Source organism: Streptomyces brasiliensis (genome assembly GCF_014647875.1).
Taxonomy (GTDB): domain Bacteria; phylum Actinomycetota; class Actinomycetes; order Streptomycetales; family Streptomycetaceae; genus Streptomyces; species Streptomyces brasiliensis.
The window spans coordinates 75,202-96,045 of the sequence record NZ_BMQA01000008.1 but is presented as its reverse complement, the minus strand read 5'-3'; the positions used below and the strand labels follow the sequence as shown (position 1 = coordinate 96,045).

The window sequence follows — 20,844 nt, the reverse complement described above, 5'->3', positions numbered from 1 at the left end:
GCGCGCCCTGTGCGAACCCGTCGCCGATGCCACGTGGTGCAACGTGGGGGCAGGAGGCGCTGCCGCCCGCAGTCGGGGCGCCCGGTGGACGCCGGGCGGCGCCGTTGCGTCCGTCGAGGCGAGGGCGCATGCAGCGCCTGCCCGGACCGCGTGCCCGGCCGTCGTACGTCTGGTCGTCCGATCTCGTCGAACTTCCTCTTGGCGAACTGGACTTGAGCTGCTCCTCAGTCACCGGCACCGCCCCGAAGCCGGAGACAGGCGCAGCGGCGGGGAGTCCGCCCACGAGATCCGGCCGACCGCCGCCACCGTCCCCGACGAACGGCTCGGCTTTCGCTGGGACTTGCAGGGCTTCACACTCGGCGCGATGATCCTGCGTCGTCACGTCGTCACGGCCTGCCGCCTCAGTGAACCGGACGGCGTCGCCTGCTACGCGAGCGGTGACCGCGCCGCTGGGCCGCCTTCACCGCCCGTCCGGACCGGGCCGTCACCGACCCCGGCAGCCAGACCCGCGTCCTCGGCGCCGCCGAACGCCCCTACCGGCACACCGCCGTCGCCGAGGAACCGTCCGTGGCTCTCCCGCGGACTCAGAGGCAGGGAGCCGTCAGCTGACCAGTCCCAACTCCCTTGCGATCAGCATCCGCTGGACCTCGCTCGTGCCCTCGCCGATCTCCAGGATCTTGGAGTCGCGCCACATGCGGGCCACCGGGTACTCGTTCATGAAGCCGTACCCGCCGTGCACCTGCGTGGCGTCGCGGGCGTTGTCGACGGCGACCGTCGAGGAGTAGAGCTTCGCCAGCGCTGCCTCCTTCTTGAACGGTTCGCCGGCGACCAGCCGCGAGGCCGCGTCACGCCAGGCCAGGCGGGCCGTGTGCGCCTTCATCTCCATGTCGGCGATCTTGAACTGGATGGCCTGGTTGGCGCCGATGGGGCGGCCGAAGGCGTGCCGCTCCTTCGCGTACTTCACCGACTCGTCCACACAGCCCTGCGCCAGGCCGGTGGCGAGTGCCGCGATCGCGATGCGGCCCTCGTCCAGGATGCGGAGGAACTGAGCGTAGCCCCGGCCCTCCTCGCCCAGCAGGTTCGCCGCGGGGACGCGGACGTCCTGGAACGACAGCTCACGGGTGTCGGACGCGTTCCAGCCCACCTTCGAGTACGGCGCGGCCACCGTGAAGCCCGGCGTGCCCGAGGGCACGATGATCGCCGAGATCCGCGGCCTGCCGTCCGGCTTGCGGCCGGTCACCGCCGTGACCGTCACCAGCCCCGTGATGTCCGTACCCGAGTTGGTGATGAAGCACTTCGTGCCGTTGATCACCCATTCGTTCGTCGACTCGTCGAGGCGGGCCGTCGTACGCGTCGCCCCGGCGTCGCTGCCGCCGTCCGGCTCCGTCAGACCGAACGCGCCCAGGATCTCGCCCGTGCACAGGCGCGGCAGCCACTCGCGCTTCTGCTCCTCCGTGCCGAAGAGGTGGATCGGCATGGCGCCGAGCGACACCCCCGCCTCCAGCGTGATCGCCACGGACGAGTCGACCCGGGCCAGCTCCTCCAGGGCGATGCCCAGCGCGAGGTAGTCGCCGCCCATGCCGCCGTACTCCTCCGGGAACGGCAGTCCGAACAGGCCCATGCGGCCCATCTCGCGCACGATCTCGTACGGGAACTCGTGCCGTTCGTAGAAGTCGCCGATCTTGGGCGCCACGACGTCGTGTGCGAACTCCTCGACCGTACGACGGAGTTCTTCCAGTTCGGGGCTGAGACGGTGGTCCATGCTGATCACTGGTCCTTGTGGGAGAGAGCGCGGACGGTACGGGACGGGCTGGGCCGGCCCAGCTGTTCGGCCATCCACACGCTCGTGGCGGTCAGACGGCCGAGGTCGACCCCTGTCTCGATGCCGAGGCCCTGCAGCATCCACACGAGGTCTTCGGTGGCGAGGTTTCCGGTGGCGGACTTGGCGAACGGGCAGCCGCCCAGGCCTCCGGCGGAGGCGTCGATCGTCGTCACGCCGTGCTCCAGCGCCGCGTAGGTGTTCGCGAGCGCCTGGCCGTACGTGTCGTGGAAGTGCACGCCGAGCATGTTCGTCGGCACGCCCTCCTCGTTGAGCAGCGCGAGCAGTTCGAGGACATGGCCCGGGGTGGCCACGCCGATGGTGTCGCCCAGGCTCAGCTCGTCGCAGCCCATGTCCCTGAGCGCCGTGCAGACGCGGACCACCTGGTGGAGGGGGACCGGGCCCTCCCAGGGGTCGCCGAAGCACATCGACACATAGCCGCGTACGTGCACGCCCGCGTCCTTCGCGTGCCGCACGACCGGGTCGAACACGGCCAGCGACTCGTCGAGCGTGCGGTTGAGGTTGGCCTTGGCGAAGGACTCGGTCGCGCTGGCGAAGACGGCCACCCGGCGCGCGCCGAGCACCAGCGCGCGGTCCAGGCCGCGCCGGTTGGGCACGAGCACCGGGAGGGCCACCTCCCGGAGACCACCGAGTTTCGGGAACAGGTCCTCCGCGTCGGCCAGTTGGGGCACCCACTTGGGGTGGACGAAGCTGGTCGCCTCGATGGTCGTCAGCCCCGCGTCGGCCAGCCGGTGGATGAACTCGGCCTTGACCTCCGTAGGCACGGTCGACTTCTCGTTCTGCAGCCCGTCGCGCGCGCCGACCTCGTGGATACGGACCCGCTCGGGCAGATCCTGGGCCGGTACGGTCATGGGCAGTCCCAGCGCTGTCATGCTTCGCCCTCCTCGTGCGGTGTGACGACGGCCAGCACCTGGTCCATGGCGACCGTCGTGCCGGGTGTCACGTCCAGTTCGGCGACCGTGCCGGCGTGCGGGGCGGAGACGACGTGCTCCATCTTCATCGCCTCCACCACCAGCAGGCTCTGGCCTGCGGTCACTTCGTCCCCGACGGCCACCTTCACGACGGTGACCGTGCCGGGCATGGGCGCGGTGAGGGAGTCGGCGCCCGTGTGCGCGGCCCGGGTGAGGGACGCGGCCACCGGGTCGTGGTCGCGCACGTGCCAGGCGTCGCCGTCGCGGCCGATCCAGTCACCGGCCCGGTGGAAGGCGTGCCGGACGCCGTCGAGGGTGACGGAGACCCGGTCCTCGGTGACGGTGTGGGTGCCGCGCGGGGTGTATGTGACCGGATCGGCCACGCGCAGGTCGAAGGCGGGCTGTTTCGGAGTCCCGCCCAGGCGCCAGCCGCTCGGCACCGAGAAGGGGTCCACCCAGTCCTGGGCGCGCGGCCGCAGCGCCTCCAGCCGTACGGCCGCCGCCGCCTCGTACACCTCGTCCGGCACGTCGGTGGAGACCAGCTCGTCCACCACCCGTTCCACCAGCCCGGTGTCCAACTCGCCCGCCATCACCGCCGGATGCGCCAGCAGCCGCCGCAGGAACCCCGCGTTCGTCTGCACGCCCAGCGTGACGGTCTCGGCGAGGGCGGCCCGGAGTCTGCGCAGCGCCGTTTCGCGGTCGGGGCCGTACGCGATGACCTTGGACAGCATCGGGTCGTACAGGCTGCCCACCTCGGTGCCCGCGCTGAGCCCGGAGTCGGTGCGGATGCCGTCGCCCTGGGGCTCGTTCAGCAGGAGCACCGTGCCGCCGGACGGGAGGAACCCGCGCGCGGGGTCTTCGGCGCAGATCCGGGCCTCGACGGCGTGCCCGGTCAGCCGTACGTCCTCTTGTCCGAAGCCCAGCCGCTCCCCGGCCGCCACCCGCAGCTGCCACTCCACCAGGTCGATCCCGGTGATCAGTTCCGTGACGGGGTGCTCCACCTGGAGACGGGTGTTCATCTCCATGAAGTAGTACGAGTTCGGATCCTCACCGGGGACGATGAACTCCACCGTGCCCGCGCCCCGGTACCCGCAGGAGCGGGCTGCCTGCACGGCCGCCTCGCCCATCGACGCGCGCGTGGCCTCGTTCAGGAGCACGCTCGGCGCCTCCTCGACGACCTTCTGATGCCGGCGCTGCAACGAGCACTCGCGCTCGCCGAGGTGGACGACGTTCCCGTGCCCGTCGGCCAGCACCTGGATCTCGATGTGCCGGGGCCGGTCGATCCACCGCTCGACGAGCAGTGTGTCGTCGCCGAAGGAGCCGCGGGCCTCGCGGCGGGCGGCGGCGATCTCGTCGTCCAGCGCGGACAGCTCCCGCACCAGCCGCATGCCCTTGCCGCCACCGCCGGCCGACGGCTTGAGCAGTACGGGTACGCCGATCTCGCGTGCCGCGTCGGCGAGCCGGTCGTCACTCAGCCCGCTGCCGCTGGAGCCGGGGACGACCGGCACCCCGGCCTCCTTCACCGTCTCCTTGGCGCGGATCTTGTCTCCCATCAGGGAGATCGCCTCCGCCGGAGGCCCGATGAAGACGAGCCCGGCCTCGGCGCACGCGCGCGCGAAGGCGGCGTTCTCGGCCAGGAAGCCGTACCCGGGGTGGACGGCCTGTGCGCCGGTGCGGGCGGCGGCCTCCAGGAGCCGTTCCACCGACAGATAGCTCTCGGCCGCCGACGCCGGACCGATCCGTACCGCCGTGTCGGCCTCCCGCACATGCCGCGCGTCCGCGTCGGCGTCGGAGAAGACCGCCACCGAGCGCACGCCGAGCGAGCGCAGCGTACGGATCACGCGTACGGCGATCTCGCCCCGGTTGGCCACCAGCACTGTGTCGAACACGGTTCCCCTCCTCACATCCGGAAGACGCCGAACTGGGGCGCCGTGTAGTCCTTTTGGGAAAGCGGCGCGTTGGCGCAGGCGGTCAGGGCCAGACCCAGTACCTGCCGGGTCTCCAGCGGGTCGATCACGCCGTCGTCCCACAGGCGGGCGGTCGCGTAGTAGGCGTTGCCCTGACGCTCGTACTGCGCTCGGATCGGCGCCTTGAAGATCTCCTCGTCCTCGGCGGACCAGGACTCCCCCCGGCCCTCCAGCTGGTCCCGCTTGACGGTCGCGAGGACGGACGCGGCCTGCTCGCCGCCCATGACGGAGATCTTGGCGTTGGGCCACATCCACAGGAAGCGGGGGGAGTAGGCCCGGCCGCACATCGAGTAGTTGCCGGCGCCGTACGACCCGCCGACGACGACCGTGAGCTTCGGCACGCGCGTGCAGGCGACCGCCGTCACCATCTTGGCGCCGTGCTTGGCGATGCCGCCGGCCTCGTAGTCCTTGCCCACCATGAAGCCGGAGATGTTCTGCAGGAACACCAGCGGGATGCCGCGCTGGTCGCACAGCTCGATGAAGTGGGCGCCCTTCTGGGCGGACTCGGAGAACAGGATGCCGTTGTTGGCGACGATCCCGACCGGGTGGCCGTGGATCCGGGCGAAGCCGGTGACCAGGGTCTGCCCGAACTCGGCCTTGAACTCGGCGAAGCGGGAGCCGTCGACCACGCGCGCGATGATCTCGCGGACGTCGTAGGGGGTGCGGGAGTCGACGGGGACCGCGCCGTAGAGGCCGTACGGGTCCGCCTTCGGCTCCGCGACCGGTGCGACCTCCCAGGGCAGGGACTGCCGGGCGGGAAGCGTGGCGACGATGTTCCGTACGATCCGCAGCGCGTGGGCGTCGTCCTCGGCGAGGTGGTCGGTGACACCGGAGATCCGGGAGTGCACCTCGCCGCCGCCCAGCTCCTCGGCGGTGACGACCTCGCCGGTGGCGGCCTTCACCAGCGGGGGACCGCCGAGGAAGATCGTGCCCTGGCCCCGGACGATGACGGCCTCGTCGCTCATCGCCGGGACGTACGCCCCGCCGGCGGTGCAGGAGCCGAGGACGGCCGCGATCTGCGGGATGCCGGCGCCGGACATCCGGGCCTGGTTGTAGAAGATCCGGCCGAAGTGCTCGCGGTCGGGGAAGACCTCGTCCTGCATGGGCAGGAAGGCACCGCCGGAGTCCACGAGATACAGGCACGGCAGCCGGTTCTCCAGGGCCACCTCCTGCGCGCGCAGGTGCTTCTTCACCGTCATCGGGTAGTACGTGCCGCCCTTGACGGTGGCGTCGTTGGCGACGATCACGCAGTCGCGGCCGCTGACCCGGCCGATCCCGGCGATGACACCCGCGGCCGGCGCCTGTCCGTCGTACATCCCGTCGGCCGCGAGCGGGGCCAGCTCCAGGAAGGGCGACCCGGGGTCGAGGAGGGCGTCCACGCGGTCGCGTGGCAGCAGCTTGCCGCGCGCGGTGTGGCGGGCGCGCGCCTTCTCGCCGCCGCCGAGGGCCGCCGCGGCCAGCTTGGCGCGCAGCTCCTCGACGAGTGCGAGGTGGGCCTGTTCGTTGGCCTGCCAGGCCGCCGACGCGGGGTCGGCCGCGCTGGTCAGCTCCGGTGCCTCTTGCATTCTTGCGGTCCCCTCACCCAGCGGTCGACTGTTAATGAGCGTTAACCATCTCCTTCAGGTTAACGACCGCTAACCTCCCTGTCTAGAATTGCTTCCATGGTCACCAGAACCGACGCCCCCACCCGCCGTGAGCAGATCCTCAAGGAGGCCGCCCGGCTGTTCGCCGAGCGCGGCTTCCACGGCGTCGGGGTCGACGAGATAGGAGCCGCGGTCGGGATCAGCGGTCCCGGTCTGTACCGGCACTTCGCGGGCAAGGACGCGATGCTGGCGGAGCTGCTCGTCGGCATCAGTGGTCAGCTGCTGACCGGGGCGAAGCGGCGCCTGCAGGAGGCCGACGGGGTGGCCGGGCCCGAGGCGGTCCTCGACTCGCTGATCGAGGGGCACATCGACTTCGCGCTCGACGACCGTCCCCTGATCACCCTGCACGACCGCGAGCTGGACCGCCTCCGGGACACGGACCGCAAGCTGGTGCGCCAGCTGCAGCGGCAGTACGTCGAGTTGTGGGTGGAGGTGGTCCGCTCGGTGTACCCGGCCCTCGCCGAACCGACGGCCCGCTCGGCGGTCCACTCGGTCTTCGGCCTCCTGAACTCGACCCCTCACCTGGCCCGTCCGGGCGCCCTGCCGGGCCGCACGGTCACGGCGGAACTGCTGCACCGGATGGCCCGGGGAGCGTTCGCGGCGGCCGGGACGGAGTGAGCGCCCGGCCGTCCCCGCCGAGGGCGCACGTGACGAGCGTTACGGCCGGGATCCCCTGGACGGGTGTCCGTACTCGCCGGTAAGGTTGTCTGAGCAAGCGCTTAGGCAGCTGCACGTCTGTGCATGAAGGACCCCCGGTGGAGGTGGCGGCGATGCGCCGTACGGTGTTCAACGAGGATCACGAGGCGTTCCGGGAGACTCTTCGCGCCTTCATCGAGGCCGAGGTCGTCCCGGTGTACGACGAGTGGTTCGCGGCCGGCCAGGCGCCGCGCGACTTCTACTACAAGCTCGCCGAGCTGGGCGTCTTCGGTATTCGCGTCGACGAGGAGTACGGCGGCGCGGGCATCGACTCGTACAAGTTCGAGGCCGTCCTCTACGAGGAGACGGCCCGCGCGGGTGTCTCCTTCGGCGGCTCGGGTGTGCACGTGCTGCTCGGCCTGCCGTACATCAAGCTGCTCGCCACCGACGAGCAGAAGAAGCGCTACCTGCCGAAGTTCGTCTCCGGCGAGGAGATGTGGGCCATCGCGATGACCGAGCCGGGCACCGGCTCCGACCTCGCGGGCATGAAGACCACCGCCAAGCTCTCCGGGGACGGCACGCACTACGTCCTCAACGGCGCCAAGACGTTCATCACCGGCGGCGTGCACGCGGACCGCATGATCGTCTGTGCCCGCACCGCCGCGCCCACCGCCGAGGACCGCCGCCACGGCATCTCCCTCTTCGTCGTGGACACCAAGGCCGAGGGCTACTCCGTCGGCCGCAAGCTCGACAAGCTGGGCCTGAAGACCTCCGACACCGCCGAGCTGGCGTTCGTCGATGTCAAGGTGCCTGTCGAGGACCTCCTCGGCGAGGAGAACAAGGGCTTCTACTACCTCGGCCACAACCTCGCCTCCGAGCGCTGGGGCATCGCGTTCGGCGCGTACGCGCAGGCCAAGGCCGCCGTCCGGTTCGCCAAGGAGTACGTGCAGCAGCGCACCGTCTTCGGGCAGCCCGTCGCCGCCTTCCAGAACACCAAGTTCGAGCTGGCCGCCTGTCAGGCGGAGGTGGACGCCGCCCAGGCCGTCGCCGACCGTGCCACGGAGGCCCTGGACGCCGGCGAGCTGACCCCCGCCGAGGCCGCCAGCGCCAAGCTGTTCTGCACCGAGGTCGCCCACCGCGTCATCGACCGCTGCCTCCAGCTGCACGGCGGCTACGGCTTCATGAACGAGTACCCGATCGCCCGCCTCTACGCGGACAACCGGGTGAACCGCATCTACGGTGGGACCAGCGAGATCATGAAGACGATCATCGCGAAGGACATGGGCCTGTAAGGTCCGCGAATCGACCGGCGGGTACAACTGACTCCCATGAGCCAGGCACTTCAGGATCTCCTCGATCTGCTCGACCTGGAGCAGATCGAGGAGAACATCTTCCGCGGCCGGTCCCGGTCCGCCGTCATCCCGCGCGTCTTCGGCGGACAGGTCGCGGCCCAGGCGCTCGTCGCCGCCGGGCGCACGGTCCCCGCGGACCGGCAACCCCACTCCCTGCACGCGTACTTCCTGCGCCCCGGTGACCCCGGTGCGCCCATCGTCTACACCGTCGAGCGCATCCGCGACGGCCGCTCCTTCACCACCCGCCGCGCCATCGGCGTCCAGCACGGCCGGCCGATCTTCGCCCTGTCGGCGTCCTTCCAGGTGCACGAGGACGGCCTCGACCACCAGACCCCGATGCCGCCCGCGCCCGACCCGGCCACGCTGCCCACCGCCGAGGAGCGGCTGCGCGACTACGGTCACCTCGACCCGCGGGTCGTCGAGAAGTTCATCGAGGCCCGCGAGGCGATCGACCTGCGCTACGTCGACGAGCCGCCGTTCGGGAAGTTCGGAGAGCCGCGCGAGCCGCACAGCCAGGTCTGGTTCCGCACCAACGGCAAGCTCGCCGACGAACCCCTGCTGCACGTCGTCCTCGCGACCTACGTCTCCGACATGACGCTGCTCGACTCCGTGTTGCTCGCACACGGCCGCGGTGGCTGGGCCGTCGGTGACGTCGTCGGGGCCTCGCTGGACCACGCGATGTGGTTCCACCGTCCCTTCCGCGCCGACGAGTGGCTGCTCTACGACCAAGAGTCCCCGTCCGCGTACGGCGGCCGCGGACTGGGCCAGGCCCGCATATACACCCGGGACGGAAGCCTTGCCATTTCCGTGATCCAGGAGGGTGTGGTCCGCGTCCCCCGGTAACCCCTGTGGGCCCTGGGATTCCCGAGGTGCCGGGTTGCTTGCATAGGACTAGGCTCTATGAGTGAAAGCCGCATGCACGGCATATCTGGCCGGACAGGTCACGACACCGTCGGCCGCGCCCGTGCTTTTCAGATGAATATGCGGTGACACCTCAGACCGAGCCGCACCTCTTGCTCCATGCGGCTGCGGCCATCCACTCTCGTACGCCTCCCCACGGGCGCGAGAGACGATGGAACGAAAGGTATCTCTCATGCGAGCACAACGCGCCAGGCGCCTTCTCGCGGTGTCTGCCGCCGGGCTGATGATGGCCGGTGGCATCGCGATAGGGACAGCGGGCACCGCTTCGGCGTCCGACCACTCCTACGACCACGGCAGTTACAGTCGTCTCGACGACGGTGGCGGCCATGGCGGCGGTCACGGTGGCGGTCACGGTGGCGGCCATGGCGGCGGTCACGGTGGCGGCCATGGCGGCGGTCACGGTGGCGGCCATGGCGGCGGTCACGGTGGCGGTCACGGTGGCGGCCATGGCGGCGGTCACGGTGGCGGCCATGGCGGCGGTCACGGTGGCGGCCATGGCGGCGGTCACGGTGGCGGCCATGGCGGCGGTCACGGTGGTGGCGGTCACGGTGGCGGCGGCCACGGTGGTGGCGGTCGCTGACCCGACATGAAGACGCGCTGCGCGGTTCCCCAAGGGGGGCCGCGCATCGCGCGTTTCACGGCGCTGGAGCGTGAACTCCCTTACGCCAGGCCCGCCTCCGACAGCAGATACGCCGTCATCGGGTCGTAGTGGCGCGGGCTGAGCACGTGGTCGTCCAGCGGCACGGCCACCTGCAGCGTGCCCTCCGACTCGGCGAGGAACAGGGCCGGGTCGTTGCAGTCGGCGTACCCGACCGCGTCGACACCCTGCTGCGCGGCGAACCCGGCCCACCCGTGGTCTGCGACGACCAGGTCCGGCGCCGCCGCACCTTCGCGCTCAAGTCCCGTGAGAATGGCGCGCATCGGCTCGCCCGAGTGGGTGTGCCACAGCGTCGCGCCGTGCTCCAGGACGGCCACGTCCGCGAACTGCATGACGTACCCCTCGTCCGTCTGCAGCCCGTCCGGGATCACCACGATGTCGCAGCCCGCGGCGCGCAGCGCGGCGGCCGTCGCCCGGTGCACGTCGAGCAGGCCGCCCGGATGCCCCGTCGCGAACAGCACCCGCTGCCGCCCCTCGGCCGCCTTGCGCAGCCGGGCCGCCATCCGGTCCAGGGCGTCGACCGTCAACTCCGGGTCGATGGTGTCCTGTCCATGCCGGTACTCGGCGTCGTCGTCGACTCCGACCCGCTCCGCCATCACCGCGAGCACGTCCTGCTCGTCGGTCCAGCGGTCCCCGAGCTCGAGGCCGAGCCAGAAGTTGCGGTCGCCGTTGGCCAGCTTGCGGTAGTGGGAGAGGTTGTTCTCGCGGGGCGTGGCGACGTCGCCCGCGATACGGGTCGTCACCAGGTGGTCGATGAGCTCGGCGCGGCTGGGTGTCCCTGGTATCGGCATGCCTCCCATTGTGGGGCAGGGCGGGGGGCGATTCCCCGGCGTATCGCACGCTGGGACGCGGGTCACTCACATCTGTTTGAGCGCGAACCACAGCTCCATGCGCACGTCGGGATCGTCGAGGTCCGTGCCGAGCAGCGTGCCGCACCGGGCGATCCGCTGCCGCACGGTGTTGCGGTGCACGGCCAGGGCGACCGCGGTCCGGTCCCAACTCCCGTGCAGGGACAGCCAGGTGCGCAGAGTCTCGGCGAGCGCCGGGTGCGGGGCGAGCGGCGCGAGCACCGTGCGGGCGTATCCCTCCGCCTCCTCGGGCGCGACCAACTGCGCGAGCCTCGGGCGGCTGCAGTGCCGGACCAGCGTGGTGCGGGTGGCGTGGGCGCGAGCCAGGGCGCGGGCCGCCTGGGTGTCGGCGGCCGGCCAGTCGTGCGGGGCGACGGCGGCGCTGACACCGAGGGTCCAGCCGGGCTGCGGGGCGGGTTCGCGGTCGGCGGGCACGAGGATCCGTACCACGTCACGGGCGAGGTCGACCAGCGCCGAGCCCAGCGCCGCGCCCAGCGCGGAGGCGGCGACGGCGTCCGGCGCCTGGCCCTCCGGCCGGGCGTGCACCACGACCCACCGGTCGGGACCGAGCAGGGCCGCGACATCCTCCGGCGGCGCGCCCAGCAGCAGCCGGACGAGCGCCGAGGATCGGGCCGCCCCCGCCCCGCTCTGGTGCTCGCCCGTGAGCAGGGAGAGCAGCACGGCCGCGACGGAGGCGATGGTGTGATCCCCCGCCTCCCGCCGGGGCACGGCCACCCCGAGCACGAACCCCTGCCCGGCACCGAGGGCGTAGGCGGCGAGATGGGCGGCCTCGAGGGTGTCGGTGGCGGAGGAGGGGGTGGGGAGTCCTGACCCGGTGGCCGGGGCGCCGCTCGTGCGGGGCGGGGCGTCCGCGGGGCGCGGCACACGGTCTCCGGGCGGCGGCGAACCGCTCGCGGTCTGCGTGCCGTGCGGTGGCCGGACCACGTCGGTCAGGAGCGTCAGTGCGCGGCGTGTCTCGGCCGCCGGACGGCGGCCCGCGTCCGCGATCCCGGTGCCGTCCGGGCCGTACAACACCGCCCAGCCGCCCAGCCGCTGCGCCAGCCGGCGCAGCACCGAGGGCACCGGGTGGGGGCGGGACGCGGCGGCCGCGAGGCTCTGCTGGGCCTCCGTGACGCGGCGCAGTTCCGCGAGGCGGGCCTCGGCCATCAGCTGCCACACGGCGCGGGCCACACCGGAGAACGTCGTGCGGGGCGGCACCTCCAGGAGCGGCAGCTCGTACGCCTCGCACGCCGCGACCAGCGCGCGCGGCACCGTGTCGTGGACCGGGGCGAGACCGAACCCGAGGGCCGTGCCGCCCGCCGCCACGATGCGGGCGACGTAGTCGTCGAAGTACCCCCCCGGTCTCGGATCCGCTCGGTGGGAGGCGCCCCCATCCGAACCGGCCGCCTCCGGGATGTGCACCCCCGCCGTCAGCAGCAGCTCGCCGCCCAGCAGATACGGGTACGGATCGGCCATCTCCGAGGTGTGCGCCCAGTGGATCACGATGCCGGGACCGGAAGGGCCCGCGATCTGGCGCAGGCCCAGGTCCTCGCGGGCCAGGAGCGCCGCCAGCGGCACCGGTGGCGTGGGCGGAACGGAGAGTTCGAGCATGATGTGCGTTTCCTTCACTCCCAGCGGCCCGAGTGGATGAAACGTACACTTCCAGGGCTCTTTTCGGCCACCTAGGGTCAACCCCCGAAGCGCAGCACCGTCAACCGAGGGGTGGGTTCTCTCGCCGGACGGTCCCCTGAAAGCTTGTCCGAGCCGGTCCCGGCTCACCAGTAGAGTCGTACGACAAGCAGCACAAGAAGAACAAGCGGTACGTGCGCGACGAAGCGCCGGAAAGAAGGCAATTCCCGATGAGTGGCAACGAGACGCCCCGCGGCCCCGTCGACTCCTCCCGCATCCCGCGGTACGCCGGTCCCGCGACCTTCGCCCGGCTGCCCCGGCTCGACGAGGTCGGCGCCGCCGACGTCGCCGTGGTGGGCGTTCCGTTCGACTCCGGTGTCTCGTACCGGCCGGGTGCCCGCTTCGGCGGCAACGCCATCCGCGAGGCGTCCCGGCTGCTGCGCCCCTACAACCCGGCGCAGGACGCGTCCCCCTTCGCGCTCGCCCAGGTCGCGGACGGCGGCGACATCGCCGTGAACCCGTTCGACATCAACGAGGCCGTGGAGACCATCGAGGCGGCGGCGGACGACCTGCTCGGCACCGGCGCCCGGCTGATGACCCTGGGCGGCGACCACACCATCGCGCTCCCGCTGCTGCGCTCGGTCGCCAGGAAGCACGGCCCGGTCGCCCTGCTCCACTTCGACGCGCACCTCGACACCTGGGACACCTACTTCGGCGCCGAGTACACGCACGGCACGCCATTCCGCCGGGCGGTCGAGGAGGGCATCCTCGACACGTCGGCGCTGTCCCACGTCGGCACCCGCGGTCCGCTCTACGGCAAGCAGGACCTCACCGACGACGAGAAGATGGGCTTCGGCATCGTCACCTCCGCCGACATCTACCGGCGCGGCGCCGACGAGGTCGCCGACCAGCTGCGGCAGCGCATCGGTGACCGGCCCCTCTACATCTCCATCGACATCGACTGCCTCGACCCGGCCCACGCGCCCGGCACCGGCACGCCCGAGGCCGGCGGCATGACCTCCCGCGAACTCCTCGAGATCCTGCGCGGGCTGGCATCCTGCAACCTGGTCTCGGCGGACGTCGTCGAGGTGGCCCCCGCCTACGACCACGCGGAGATCACGTCGGTCGCGGCCTCCCACACCGCGTACGAACTGACCACGATCATGACCCGGCAGATTGCGGAGGCTCGCGCGAAGTGACGCACGACCACGACCTGGTGCTCCGTCCCACGCAGGCGCAGACCGCCGCCGCCCTGAACCCTCCCCCCGGGCGCAACGGCGGTGACCTGGTCGTGGAGACGCTGGCCGGGCTCGGCGCGACGACCGTCTTCGGGCTGCCCGGCCAGCACGCGCTGGGCATGTTCGACGCGCTGCGCCGCTCCGGCCTCCGGTACATCGGCCTGCGGGTGGAGAACAACGCCGGGTTCGCGGCGGACGCGTACGGCCGGATCACGGGCGAGGCCGCGCCGCTGCTGCTGTCGACCGGCCCGGGCGCGCTGACGTCGCTCGCGGCGCTGCAGGAGGCGGCTGCCGCTTCGGCGCCCGTGCTGGCGGTCAGCAGCCAGGTCCCCACCCCGGGACTGGGTGGCGGCCGACACGGCTATCTGCACGAACTCCCGGACCAGGCCGCCTCGTTCCGGGGCGTGGTGAAGTCGGTCCACACCGTCCGCACCCAGTCGCAGATCCCCTCCGCCCTCGCCGCGGCCTGGAAGTCGGCGCTGACCGCCCCGCACGGCCCGGTGTGGGTGGAGATCCCGCAGGACGTGCTCCTCGCCGAGACCTCGCTCCCGGTCGTGACGGCGCTGGACGCGACCCCGGACGAGCTGCCGCCGCGCCCCGAACTCACCGCGGTGGCCGCCGACTTGCTCTCACGCGCCGAGCGTCCGGCGATCATCGCGGGCGGCGGGGTCGTACGCGCGGACGCGTCGGGCAAGCTGAGGCAGCTGGCGGAGACGCTCGACGCCCCGGTGGTGACCACGTTCGGCGGCAAGGGCGCGTTCCCCTGGACCCACCCGCTCTCCCTGCAGTCCTGGCTGGAGGACCGGCACACCACCGACTTCCTGGAGGACGCCGACGTCCTGCTGGTGGTCGGATCGGGCCTCGGTGAACTCTCCTCCAACTACCACACGTTCAAGCCCAGGGGCCGGGTCGTCCAGATCGAGGCCGACCTCGGCAAGCTGGAGTCCAACCACCCGGCACTGGGCATCCACGCGGACGCGCGCCTGGCGTTGCAGGCGCTGCTGGAGACGGTGACCCCGCGCACGGACCCGACGGCCCCCGAGCGGGTGCGCGGCCTGCTCTCCCGGGTGGCCGAGCGGATCGCGTCGCAGGAACTCACCCTGGAACAGGATGTGTTGAGGTCGGTCCGGGCGGCGCTGCCCGCCGGCTGCCCGTCCTTCTGGGACATGACGATCCTGGCGTACTGGGCCTGGTCGGCCTTCGACCCGCGCGGCACCAACACCATGCACTCGGCTCAGGGCGCCGGCGGCCTCGGCTACGGCTTCCCGGCGGCGCTCGGCGCGGCGGCAGCCGACCCGACCCGACCGGTGCTCGCGGTGTCGGGCGACGGCGGCGCGCTCTACTCGATCGCCGAGCTGGCGACGGCCCGCCAGTACCGGCTGAACGTCACCTGGCTGATCGTGGACGACGGCGGCTACGGCATCCTGCGCGAGTACATGACGGACGCGTTCGATGAGGCGACGGCGACGGACCTCACGCGCCCCGACTACGTGGCCCTCGCCGAGTCCTTCGGCGTCCCCGGCATCCGCACGACGCCCGAGACCCTGGAGACCGACCTGGCGAAGGCGCTCACGACCCCGGGCCCCTCCGTGGTCGTACTCCCGGCGCTGCTGCGGATGTTCGCGCCCACGCACCTGGACTGAGCCGGCGCACCCGGGCCGAACCGTGTGTGTTCTGCAGGGGTTGCGGGGGTGTCGCGCAACCGCTTTCGCCAGGTCGGTCACAGGTCTCCCTGAGCCGCGGCACCCGGTGTCATGATGTGGACCATGGCGGAGGGGGATGCAGTGCCTGAATTAGGCGTACGGGTCCGGTTGGACGGGAGAGCGAGCGGCAGCGACGTCACCGCGCTGAAGACGTGGCTGGAGCGGGAGAAGCCGCTGGAGGAGCGGATGAGCGAGGACACCCTCCGCATCCAGGAGCGGCCTCGCACCGATCAGCCCCAGGGGCACATGGGCTTCGGTACGGAGATCGTGCTCGTCCTGGCCGGCTCCGCCACCTCGGCCGCGGTCACCGAACTGGTGCGGTACGTCGAGCGGGCGGTGAAGGCCTGGCTGGAGAACCGGCGCCGGGTGGAGAGCGGAGAGGAACCCCGGGCGAGCGTCTCGTCGCTGGACTCCGACGAGAGGTAGCGCGGTGAGCCGCTACGACCCGCGCGGTAGGACGAACCGCGCCCTGCTGGTCGGCGTGTCCGAGTACGACTACACCTTGGCGGAGACACCGGACGGCGTGCCCGGACAGCTGCCGTCCGTCCGCCACAACCGCAACCGGCTCAAGAGCGTGCTGCGCAGGTCCGGTGTGTTCGGTGAGGGTGAGGTGGTCGTCAGCGCGTCCCCGTCCCACGACGTCTTCGACGATGCTCTGCACCGTGCCGCCCAGGAGGCGGAAGGGCTGCTGCTGTTCTACTTCGCCGGGCACGGCATCGTCTCCAGCTCGGGCGCCGATCTGTTCCTGCAGATGCGCAACGCGCGCGTCCTGGCGGGCAAGCACGACGTGTTCCCCAACGCGGCATGGTTCCTCCACGTCCTGGCCGAGCTGGCCGGCAGCAACGCCCAGCGCGTCGTGGTGATCCTCGACTGCTGCTACGCGGGCAACGCGGCCGGGATCTGGCAGAGCTTCGAGGGACCCGGCCGCGAGAAGATCCTGCTGCTCATGAGCGTGCAGTCCAACCGTCTCGTCGACGGGGGCGACGGCAGCGGGGCGACGCCCTTCACCGCGGAACTCGTCCGGCTCCTCGACGAACACCACGACGACGCCGAGTTGGGTCTCTTCGACCTCTACGCCCAGCTGAAGGACCGGATGCTCCGGACCGGGCACCCGACCACGTTCGGCGACGTCCAGGAACCACAGGCGGCCTGGGAGCCGGGCGAGGACGTGCTGCTGCGCGCCGAGCCGAAAACCGCGGTGCATGTCTCGGTGCCCGAACCCCAGTCGCTCCCGCCCCTCCCGCCCTTATCGGAGCGCGTCCGCACGGTCCTGCGCACCCGTCTGAAGCGCACCGTCGCATGGCTTAGGCGGCACCTGCGCGCGGTCGCCGTGCTGCTCCTCGCTCTCCTCGTGACGGCTCTCGGCGGGTACGGCATCGCCACCCTGGCCGCCGGCCACGGCGCCTGCTCGCCGCCGCTGGAGTTGCGGGTGATGACCGACCCCGACCTGGAGTCCACGGTCCGCGCCGCGGCAGCCGACTATCTGACCTCCGGGGCGAACACCACCGGCGCGGGCTGTCGTCGTACCGGCATCACCGTCTACGGCGCGGGTGCCGCCGACGCCGTGACCGCGCTGCGTGAGCGGACCGACGCCTGGCAGCAGCCGGGGGAGGACGACGACCCGCAGCGCGACGTCGGACCGCAGCCGGACGTGTGGATCCCGGCCGCCCGCGCGGATGTCGGCCGGGTCACCACCGGGCAGGAGGGCCGCGTCTACGCGCACCTGTCGGGGGGCGAGGAGCCGTTCGCCTACTCGCCGATCGTGCTCGCCGTGCCCGAGGGGCTCGCGGGCGGCACCGCGGCCGACCGCTCCGGCCGCACGCTGGCCGAGATGGTCGACGACCTGAAGAAGGCCGACCCGAAGGCGGACGTGCGCCGCAGCGACCCGGAGTACACCGACGCCGCGCTGCTGGCCACGATGGGTCTGTACGGGGGCTCCGCCGACGCCCGTGCCGGCGAGCAGCGGCTCGTGCGGTCCGGACCGCCCTCGCCGACATCCGCCGACCTGCTGTGCACGCTGCCCGACGTCGAAGCCGTGGACAACAGCACCGCGGCCCTGGTGCCGGAGTTCCTGATGAAGAGCGGCGTCGGCTGCGACGGGGCGACCCGCGTCGCGCGGACGGCGGACTACCCGGGGGACGTGCCCGGCCTCGAGCCGACGTTCGTGCACGTGAGCTGGCAGGACGCCGACCGTGACAAGGACGCGCGCCGGGACGCGGTGGACCGGTTCCGGAGCTGGTTGACGGGCAAGGAGGGGCTGGCGGTGTTCGGCAGGGCCGGCTTCCGCAGCGCGTCCGGCTCGCACCCGCCGCTGGAGTCGAAGCTCGGCGCCGGAGTGCGGCTGGACCCCGGAAAGCTCCTGGAGTCGGCGGGGCGGACGGAGATGGACACGGCGCTGGAGAAGTACCGCAGCGCCAACGGGCCCGGCCGGGTCCTGTTCCTCCTCGACAGCTCCGGTTCCATGGCGGGACGGTGGGACGGACCCAGCGGCGGCCCCGGCATCCTGAAGCAGTCGCTGGGCGGGCTGGGCCCGCAGGACGAGTACGGCGTGTGGGCGGTGTACGGCAGCGGCCACACCGTTCTGCTGCCCTTCGATCGGCACAGGAACGGCGAGGCCGAGCGCGTCCTAGCCGACCGGAACAAGACGCGGGTGCGCGACGCCGAGGCCGACCCGCATGCCGCCCTGCTCGCCGCGCTCGACGACATGGCGGGGCGCGGCAAGGACGACGACCATCCGCAGCTGATCGTCTACCTCACCGACGACGAGGACGACAACCGGCTGAAGGGCGAGAACCTCACCCAGGTGCTGGACAAGGCCCACCAGGCCGGCGTGCCGGTGGCCATGGTGTCGCTGACCAGCGGCGGCTGCGACCGGGGCCGCCCCGACGCGCTGGTCTCCGAGACGAGCGGCGGACGCTGCCTGGACGCGGGCGACGACCTCGGCGCGGGCCTGCACGACGAGGTCGCCCGCACGGGAACGGGGGAGAGCTGATGGGTCTGCGAGGGATGCCGGGGGCTGCCCGGGAGCGGGCGCGGACGGCCCGGCGCCGTCGTTCCGTCCGGTCGCGGACGTGTTACGCCCGCTGCCGGATGCTCATCTCCCTGCTGCTGCCGCTCACGCTCACGCTCGCCGCGTGCACGGGCGGGACGGGCGGCGGCGGGGACGCGAAGTCCGCCGACGAGTCGCCCGGCGAGATCGTGGTCGCCAGCGGGCGCGACGTCACCGGGAAGAACGGCATACGGCAGCAGCTCATCGACGCCTGGAACCGACGCGAGGGCGACTCCGGTTACCACGCCCGCCTCGTCGAACTGCCCGGCTCCGCCGACGAACAGCGCAGCCAGCTGCTCGGCGCCCTGCAGTCGGGCAGTGCCCACTACGACGTGGTCAACCTCGATGTGACCTGGGTGCCGGAGTTCGCCGAGGCGAAACTGATCCGCGAGCTGTCCGACAAGGCCGTGGAGGAGCCCGACGACCTCGTGCGGACGGTGGCCGCGACCGGCGACTGGAAGGGCGAGCGGTACTCGGTGCCGTTCAACAGCGACGTCGGGCTCCTCTATTACCGGCGCGACTATCTGGGCGCGGCCGGTGCCCGGCGGACCGATCTGAGCAAGGGGGTCACCTGGGAGGAGCTGCAGCAGCTGATCAAGGCCGTCGACGGCAAGCGCCCCGAGGGCTATGACGCGGGCTGGACCACGCAACTCGGCGGCTACGAGGGCCGTACCGTCAACGCGATCGAGGCGTTCGCCTCCGTCGCGACGCACTTCGAACTCACCGACGACGACGGCCACTACACCGCCTCCGAGCAGGAGCTGTCCGAGGGTGTGGCCGAACTGCGTCAGCGCACGGACCCGGCGTACACCCTCGACGACGCCGTCGACTCCGACGAGCCCGCCACGCTCAGCGACTTCGCGGACGGCCGCACCGCCTTCCTGCGCCAGTGGCCGTACGCCTACCCCGCCCTCTACCAGACGTTCACCGACAAACAGCTCGGCGTGGCCCCGCTGCCCGGCAAGGCGGTGCTCGGCGGCCAGAACCTCGCGGTGACCAGTTCGTCGGAGCGGTCGGCCAAGGCGGCCGAGCTGATCCGGTTCCTCACCGACCGGGACAGCGAACGCTGCCTGCTGAACGCCGGGTTCGCCGCGACCCGCACCTCCGCCTACCTGGACGACGGAGTGACCTGCTCGCACGCCCGTACCTCCGCCGCGCCCTCGGCGACGCCGACCGGCGAGAACACCGACCACATGCCGCGCGACGCCTTCGGCCGCCCGAAGTACGCCGGCGACATCCTGCTCCCGGCCCTGCGGAAGGCGGTCCAGCGCCCACGCACCCCGCTGTACGGGGCGTTCACCCAGACCTTCACCACCGAACTCGGCGCGCTGTTCGACCACCACCCGCCGACCAACACACAACTGGCGCAGCGCCTGGACACGGCACTGCGCAAGGCACTCCCGGACTGAATCCGCCCAACTCGGCCCGGATCCATCTCAACACCCTCAAAGTGCCCGGTCGTACAACCTTTGCCTCGAACTCGTGCGTCAACAGGGCATGACTCTCCGGACACCCAGACGTGCCAGAGTGCTGGCCGCCGCCGTCGGCGGCGCCGTGCTCATACCGGGCATCGTCGCCGCCGCGCCCGCCGCGGCGGCGACGCCCACGGTCAGCTGTACGTCCGCCAAGGCGGGCCTCGCCACCAAGCTGCAGAAGGACATCACGGCCGCCCTCGCCACCCGCAAGGGCACGATCGCCGTGGGCCTCTACGACCGCTCCACCAGGACGACCTGCACCCTGCGGTCCTCCACCGCCTACGACTCGGCCAGCGTCGTCAAGGTGACCGTCCTCGCCACGCTGCTGTGGGACGCGAAGAAGCACAACCGCTATCTGACCGCACGGGAGGTCACCCTCACCAAGGCCATGATCACCAAGTCGGACAACACCGCTACCAGCACCCTGTGGAAGCAGCTGGGCCTGACGAAGATCAAGGGTTTCCTGAGCGCCGCCGGGATGACCCGGACCAAGCCGGGCGCGAACGGCTACTGGGGACTGACCCAGATCACGGTGACCGACGAGCAGAAACTGCTGAAGCTGATCACCGCCAAGAACACGGTCCTGAGCGACAACTCCCGCGCCTACATCCTCAAACTGATGGGTCAAGTCATCTCGTCGCAGCGCTGGGGCACCCCGTACGGCCGTCCCTCCGGAGTGTCGTGGCACGTCAAGAACGGCTGGCTCCAGCGCTCCACGCACGGCTGGCGGGTGCACAGCGTCGGCACCTTCAAGGGCGGCGGCCACGACTACATGATCACCGTGCTGACCCACGGCAACAGCACCATGAACTACGGCATCACCACGATCCAAGGCGTCGCCAAGGTGATCCACAAAGACCTTGCCGCCGCCGGGAGCTGAGCCTGCACTGCGCGGGCGGCGCGGGGCCGTATCGACATGCGGCTCCGCCACGTGCGCGCGACCAGTCACAACGAACCCGCGCTGTGACGACGGC

16 protein-coding genes are annotated in these 20,844 nt (G+C 71.7%); 10 read left to right on the top strand and 6 right to left on the bottom strand.

What is annotated here, in order from left to right; genetic code table 11:
* Positions 1–601 precede the first annotated feature (601 nt).
* From IEZ19_RS14890 to IEZ19_RS14875, 4 genes are read right to left on the bottom strand one after another with little or no spacing between them, the layout of a single operon-like run.
* Entirely contained in the window at positions 602–1,762 is a 1,161-nt protein-coding gene (locus tag IEZ19_RS14890) for an acyl-CoA dehydrogenase family protein (protein ID WP_189311659.1), read from the bottom strand.
* A 5-nt stretch (positions 1,763–1,767) separates the two neighbouring features.
* On the bottom strand, positions 1,768–2,712 hold the full coding sequence (locus IEZ19_RS14885) for a hydroxymethylglutaryl-CoA lyase (protein ID WP_189311658.1): 945 nt from the start codon (positions 2,710–2,712) through the stop codon (positions 1,768–1,770).
* Entirely contained in the window at positions 2,709–4,640 is a 1,932-nt protein-coding gene (locus tag IEZ19_RS14880) for an acetyl/propionyl/methylcrotonyl-CoA carboxylase subunit alpha (protein ID WP_189311657.1), read from the bottom strand. The genes IEZ19_RS14885 and IEZ19_RS14880 overlap by 4 nt, the downstream gene beginning before the upstream one ends.
* Positions 4,641–4,651: 11 nt before the next feature.
* On the bottom strand, positions 4,652–6,283 hold the full coding sequence (locus IEZ19_RS14875) for a carboxyl transferase domain-containing protein (RefSeq protein ID WP_189311656.1): 1,632 nt from the start codon (positions 6,281–6,283) through the stop codon (positions 4,652–4,654).
* Between the two features lie 96 nt (positions 6,284–6,379).
* On the opposite strand from IEZ19_RS14875, the gene IEZ19_RS14870 reads away from it, so the two are divergent.
* From IEZ19_RS14870 to IEZ19_RS14855, 4 genes are all read left to right on the top strand, one after another.
* Complete coding sequence (locus IEZ19_RS14870; RefSeq protein ID WP_189311655.1) at positions 6,380–6,979, top strand: SACE_7040 family transcriptional regulator; 600 nt, start codon at positions 6,380–6,382, stop codon at positions 6,977–6,979.
* Positions 6,980–7,131: 152 nt separating this feature from the next.
* Positions 7,132–8,289, top strand: coding sequence for an acyl-CoA dehydrogenase family protein (locus tag IEZ19_RS14865; protein ID WP_189311654.1), 1,158 nt, complete (start codon positions 7,132–7,134; stop codon positions 8,287–8,289).
* A gap of 36 nt (positions 8,290–8,325) precedes the next feature.
* On the top strand, positions 8,326–9,192 hold the full coding sequence (locus IEZ19_RS14860) for an acyl-CoA thioesterase (RefSeq protein ID WP_189311653.1): 867 nt from the start codon (positions 8,326–8,328) through the stop codon (positions 9,190–9,192).
* Between the two features lie 404 nt (positions 9,193–9,596).
* Entirely contained in the window at positions 9,597–9,860 is a 264-nt protein-coding gene (locus IEZ19_RS14855; protein ID WP_189311652.1) for a hypothetical protein, read from the top strand.
* A 70-nt stretch (positions 9,861–9,930) separates the two neighbouring features.
* Here IEZ19_RS14855 and IEZ19_RS14850 read toward each other — a convergent pair whose 3' ends face one another.
* Together IEZ19_RS14850 and IEZ19_RS14845 are read right to left on the bottom strand one after the other, a co-directional pair.
* A complete protein-coding gene (locus IEZ19_RS14850) occupies positions 9,931–10,719 on the bottom strand; it encodes a phosphatase (RefSeq protein WP_189311651.1) in 789 nt (262 codons plus the stop codon).
* A gap of 66 nt (positions 10,720–10,785) precedes the next feature.
* Positions 10,786–12,387 (bottom strand): PucR family transcriptional regulator, encoded by a 1,602-nt coding sequence (locus tag IEZ19_RS14845; RefSeq protein ID WP_189311650.1) that lies wholly within the window; start codon positions 12,385–12,387, stop codon positions 10,786–10,788.
* Between the two features lie 248 nt (positions 12,388–12,635).
* Here IEZ19_RS14845 and speB point away from each other — a divergent pair, with 248 nt between their 5' ends.
* The 6 genes from speB (at position 12,636) to IEZ19_RS14815 (ending at position 20,750) form a co-directional block, all read left to right on the top strand.
* Positions 12,636–13,604, top strand: coding sequence for an agmatinase (gene speB / locus IEZ19_RS14840; RefSeq protein WP_189311649.1), 969 nt, complete (start codon positions 12,636–12,638; stop codon positions 13,602–13,604).
* Positions 13,601–15,286 carry a thiamine pyrophosphate-binding protein gene (locus IEZ19_RS14835; RefSeq protein WP_189311647.1) on the top strand — a complete coding sequence of 562 codons (1,686 nt, stop codon included), beginning with the start codon at positions 13,601–13,603 and terminating at the stop codon, positions 15,284–15,286. The genes speB and IEZ19_RS14835 overlap by 4 nt, the downstream gene beginning before the upstream one ends.
* Positions 15,287–15,409: 123 nt before the next feature.
* A complete protein-coding gene (locus IEZ19_RS14830; RefSeq protein WP_229840345.1) occupies positions 15,410–15,772 on the top strand; it encodes an effector-associated constant component EACC1 in 363 nt (120 codons plus the stop codon).
* A gap of 4 nt (positions 15,773–15,776) precedes the next feature.
* The gene (locus tag IEZ19_RS14825) at positions 15,777–18,338 is read left to right on the top strand and encodes a caspase family protein (RefSeq protein ID WP_189311645.1); all 2,562 of its coding nucleotides are present in this window, start codon (positions 15,777–15,779) and stop codon (positions 18,336–18,338) included.
* A 98-nt stretch (positions 18,339–18,436) separates the two neighbouring features.
* Positions 18,437–19,804, top strand: a complete 1,368-nt coding sequence (locus IEZ19_RS14820; RefSeq protein ID WP_189311864.1) for an extracellular solute-binding protein — start codon at positions 18,437–18,439, stop codon at positions 19,802–19,804.
* An 88-nt stretch (positions 19,805–19,892) separates the two neighbouring features.
* Positions 19,893–20,750, top strand: coding sequence for a serine hydrolase (locus IEZ19_RS14815; RefSeq protein ID WP_189311644.1), 858 nt, complete (start codon positions 19,893–19,895; stop codon positions 20,748–20,750).
* Positions 20,751–20,844 lie beyond the last annotated feature (94 nt).

What these genes read in the sequence shown, in the direction of transcription:
- IEZ19_RS14820 (WP_189311864.1), top strand. Translation starts at nt 18,437, where the DNA reads ATGCTCATCTCCCTGCTGCTGCCGCTCACGCTCACGCTCGCCGCGTGC.
- IEZ19_RS14885 (WP_189311658.1), bottom strand. Translation starts at nt 2,712, where the DNA reads ATGACAGCGCTGGGACTGCCCATGACCGTACCGGCCCAGGATCTGCCC.
- IEZ19_RS14830 (WP_229840345.1), top strand. Translation starts at nt 15,410, where the DNA reads ATGGCGGAGGGGGATGCAGTGCCTGAATTAGGCGTACGGGTCCGGTTG.
- speB (WP_189311649.1), top strand. Translation starts at nt 12,636, where the DNA reads ATGAGTGGCAACGAGACGCCCCGCGGCCCCGTCGACTCCTCCCGCATC.
- IEZ19_RS14850 (WP_189311651.1), bottom strand. Translation starts at nt 10,719, where the DNA reads ATGCCGATACCAGGGACACCCAGCCGCGCCGAGCTCATCGACCACCTG.
- IEZ19_RS14845 (WP_189311650.1), bottom strand. Translation starts at nt 12,387, where the DNA reads ATGCTCGAACTCTCCGTTCCGCCCACGCCACCGGTGCCGCTGGCGGCG.
- IEZ19_RS14860 (WP_189311653.1), top strand. Translation starts at nt 8,326, where the DNA reads ATGAGCCAGGCACTTCAGGATCTCCTCGATCTGCTCGACCTGGAGCAG.
- IEZ19_RS14855 (WP_189311652.1), top strand. Translation starts at nt 9,597, where the DNA reads ATGGCGGCGGTCACGGTGGCGGTCACGGTGGCGGCCATGGCGGCGGTC.
- IEZ19_RS14865 (WP_189311654.1), top strand. Translation starts at nt 7,132, where the DNA reads ATGCGCCGTACGGTGTTCAACGAGGATCACGAGGCGTTCCGGGAGACT.
- IEZ19_RS14870 (WP_189311655.1), top strand. Translation starts at nt 6,380, where the DNA reads ATGGTCACCAGAACCGACGCCCCCACCCGCCGTGAGCAGATCCTCAAG.
- IEZ19_RS14815 (WP_189311644.1), top strand. Translation starts at nt 19,893, where the DNA reads ATGACTCTCCGGACACCCAGACGTGCCAGAGTGCTGGCCGCCGCCGTC.
- IEZ19_RS14875 (WP_189311656.1), bottom strand. Translation starts at nt 6,283, where the DNA reads ATGCAAGAGGCACCGGAGCTGACCAGCGCGGCCGACCCCGCGTCGGCG.
- IEZ19_RS14890 (WP_189311659.1), bottom strand. Translation starts at nt 1,762, where the DNA reads ATGGACCACCGTCTCAGCCCCGAACTGGAAGAACTCCGTCGTACGGTC.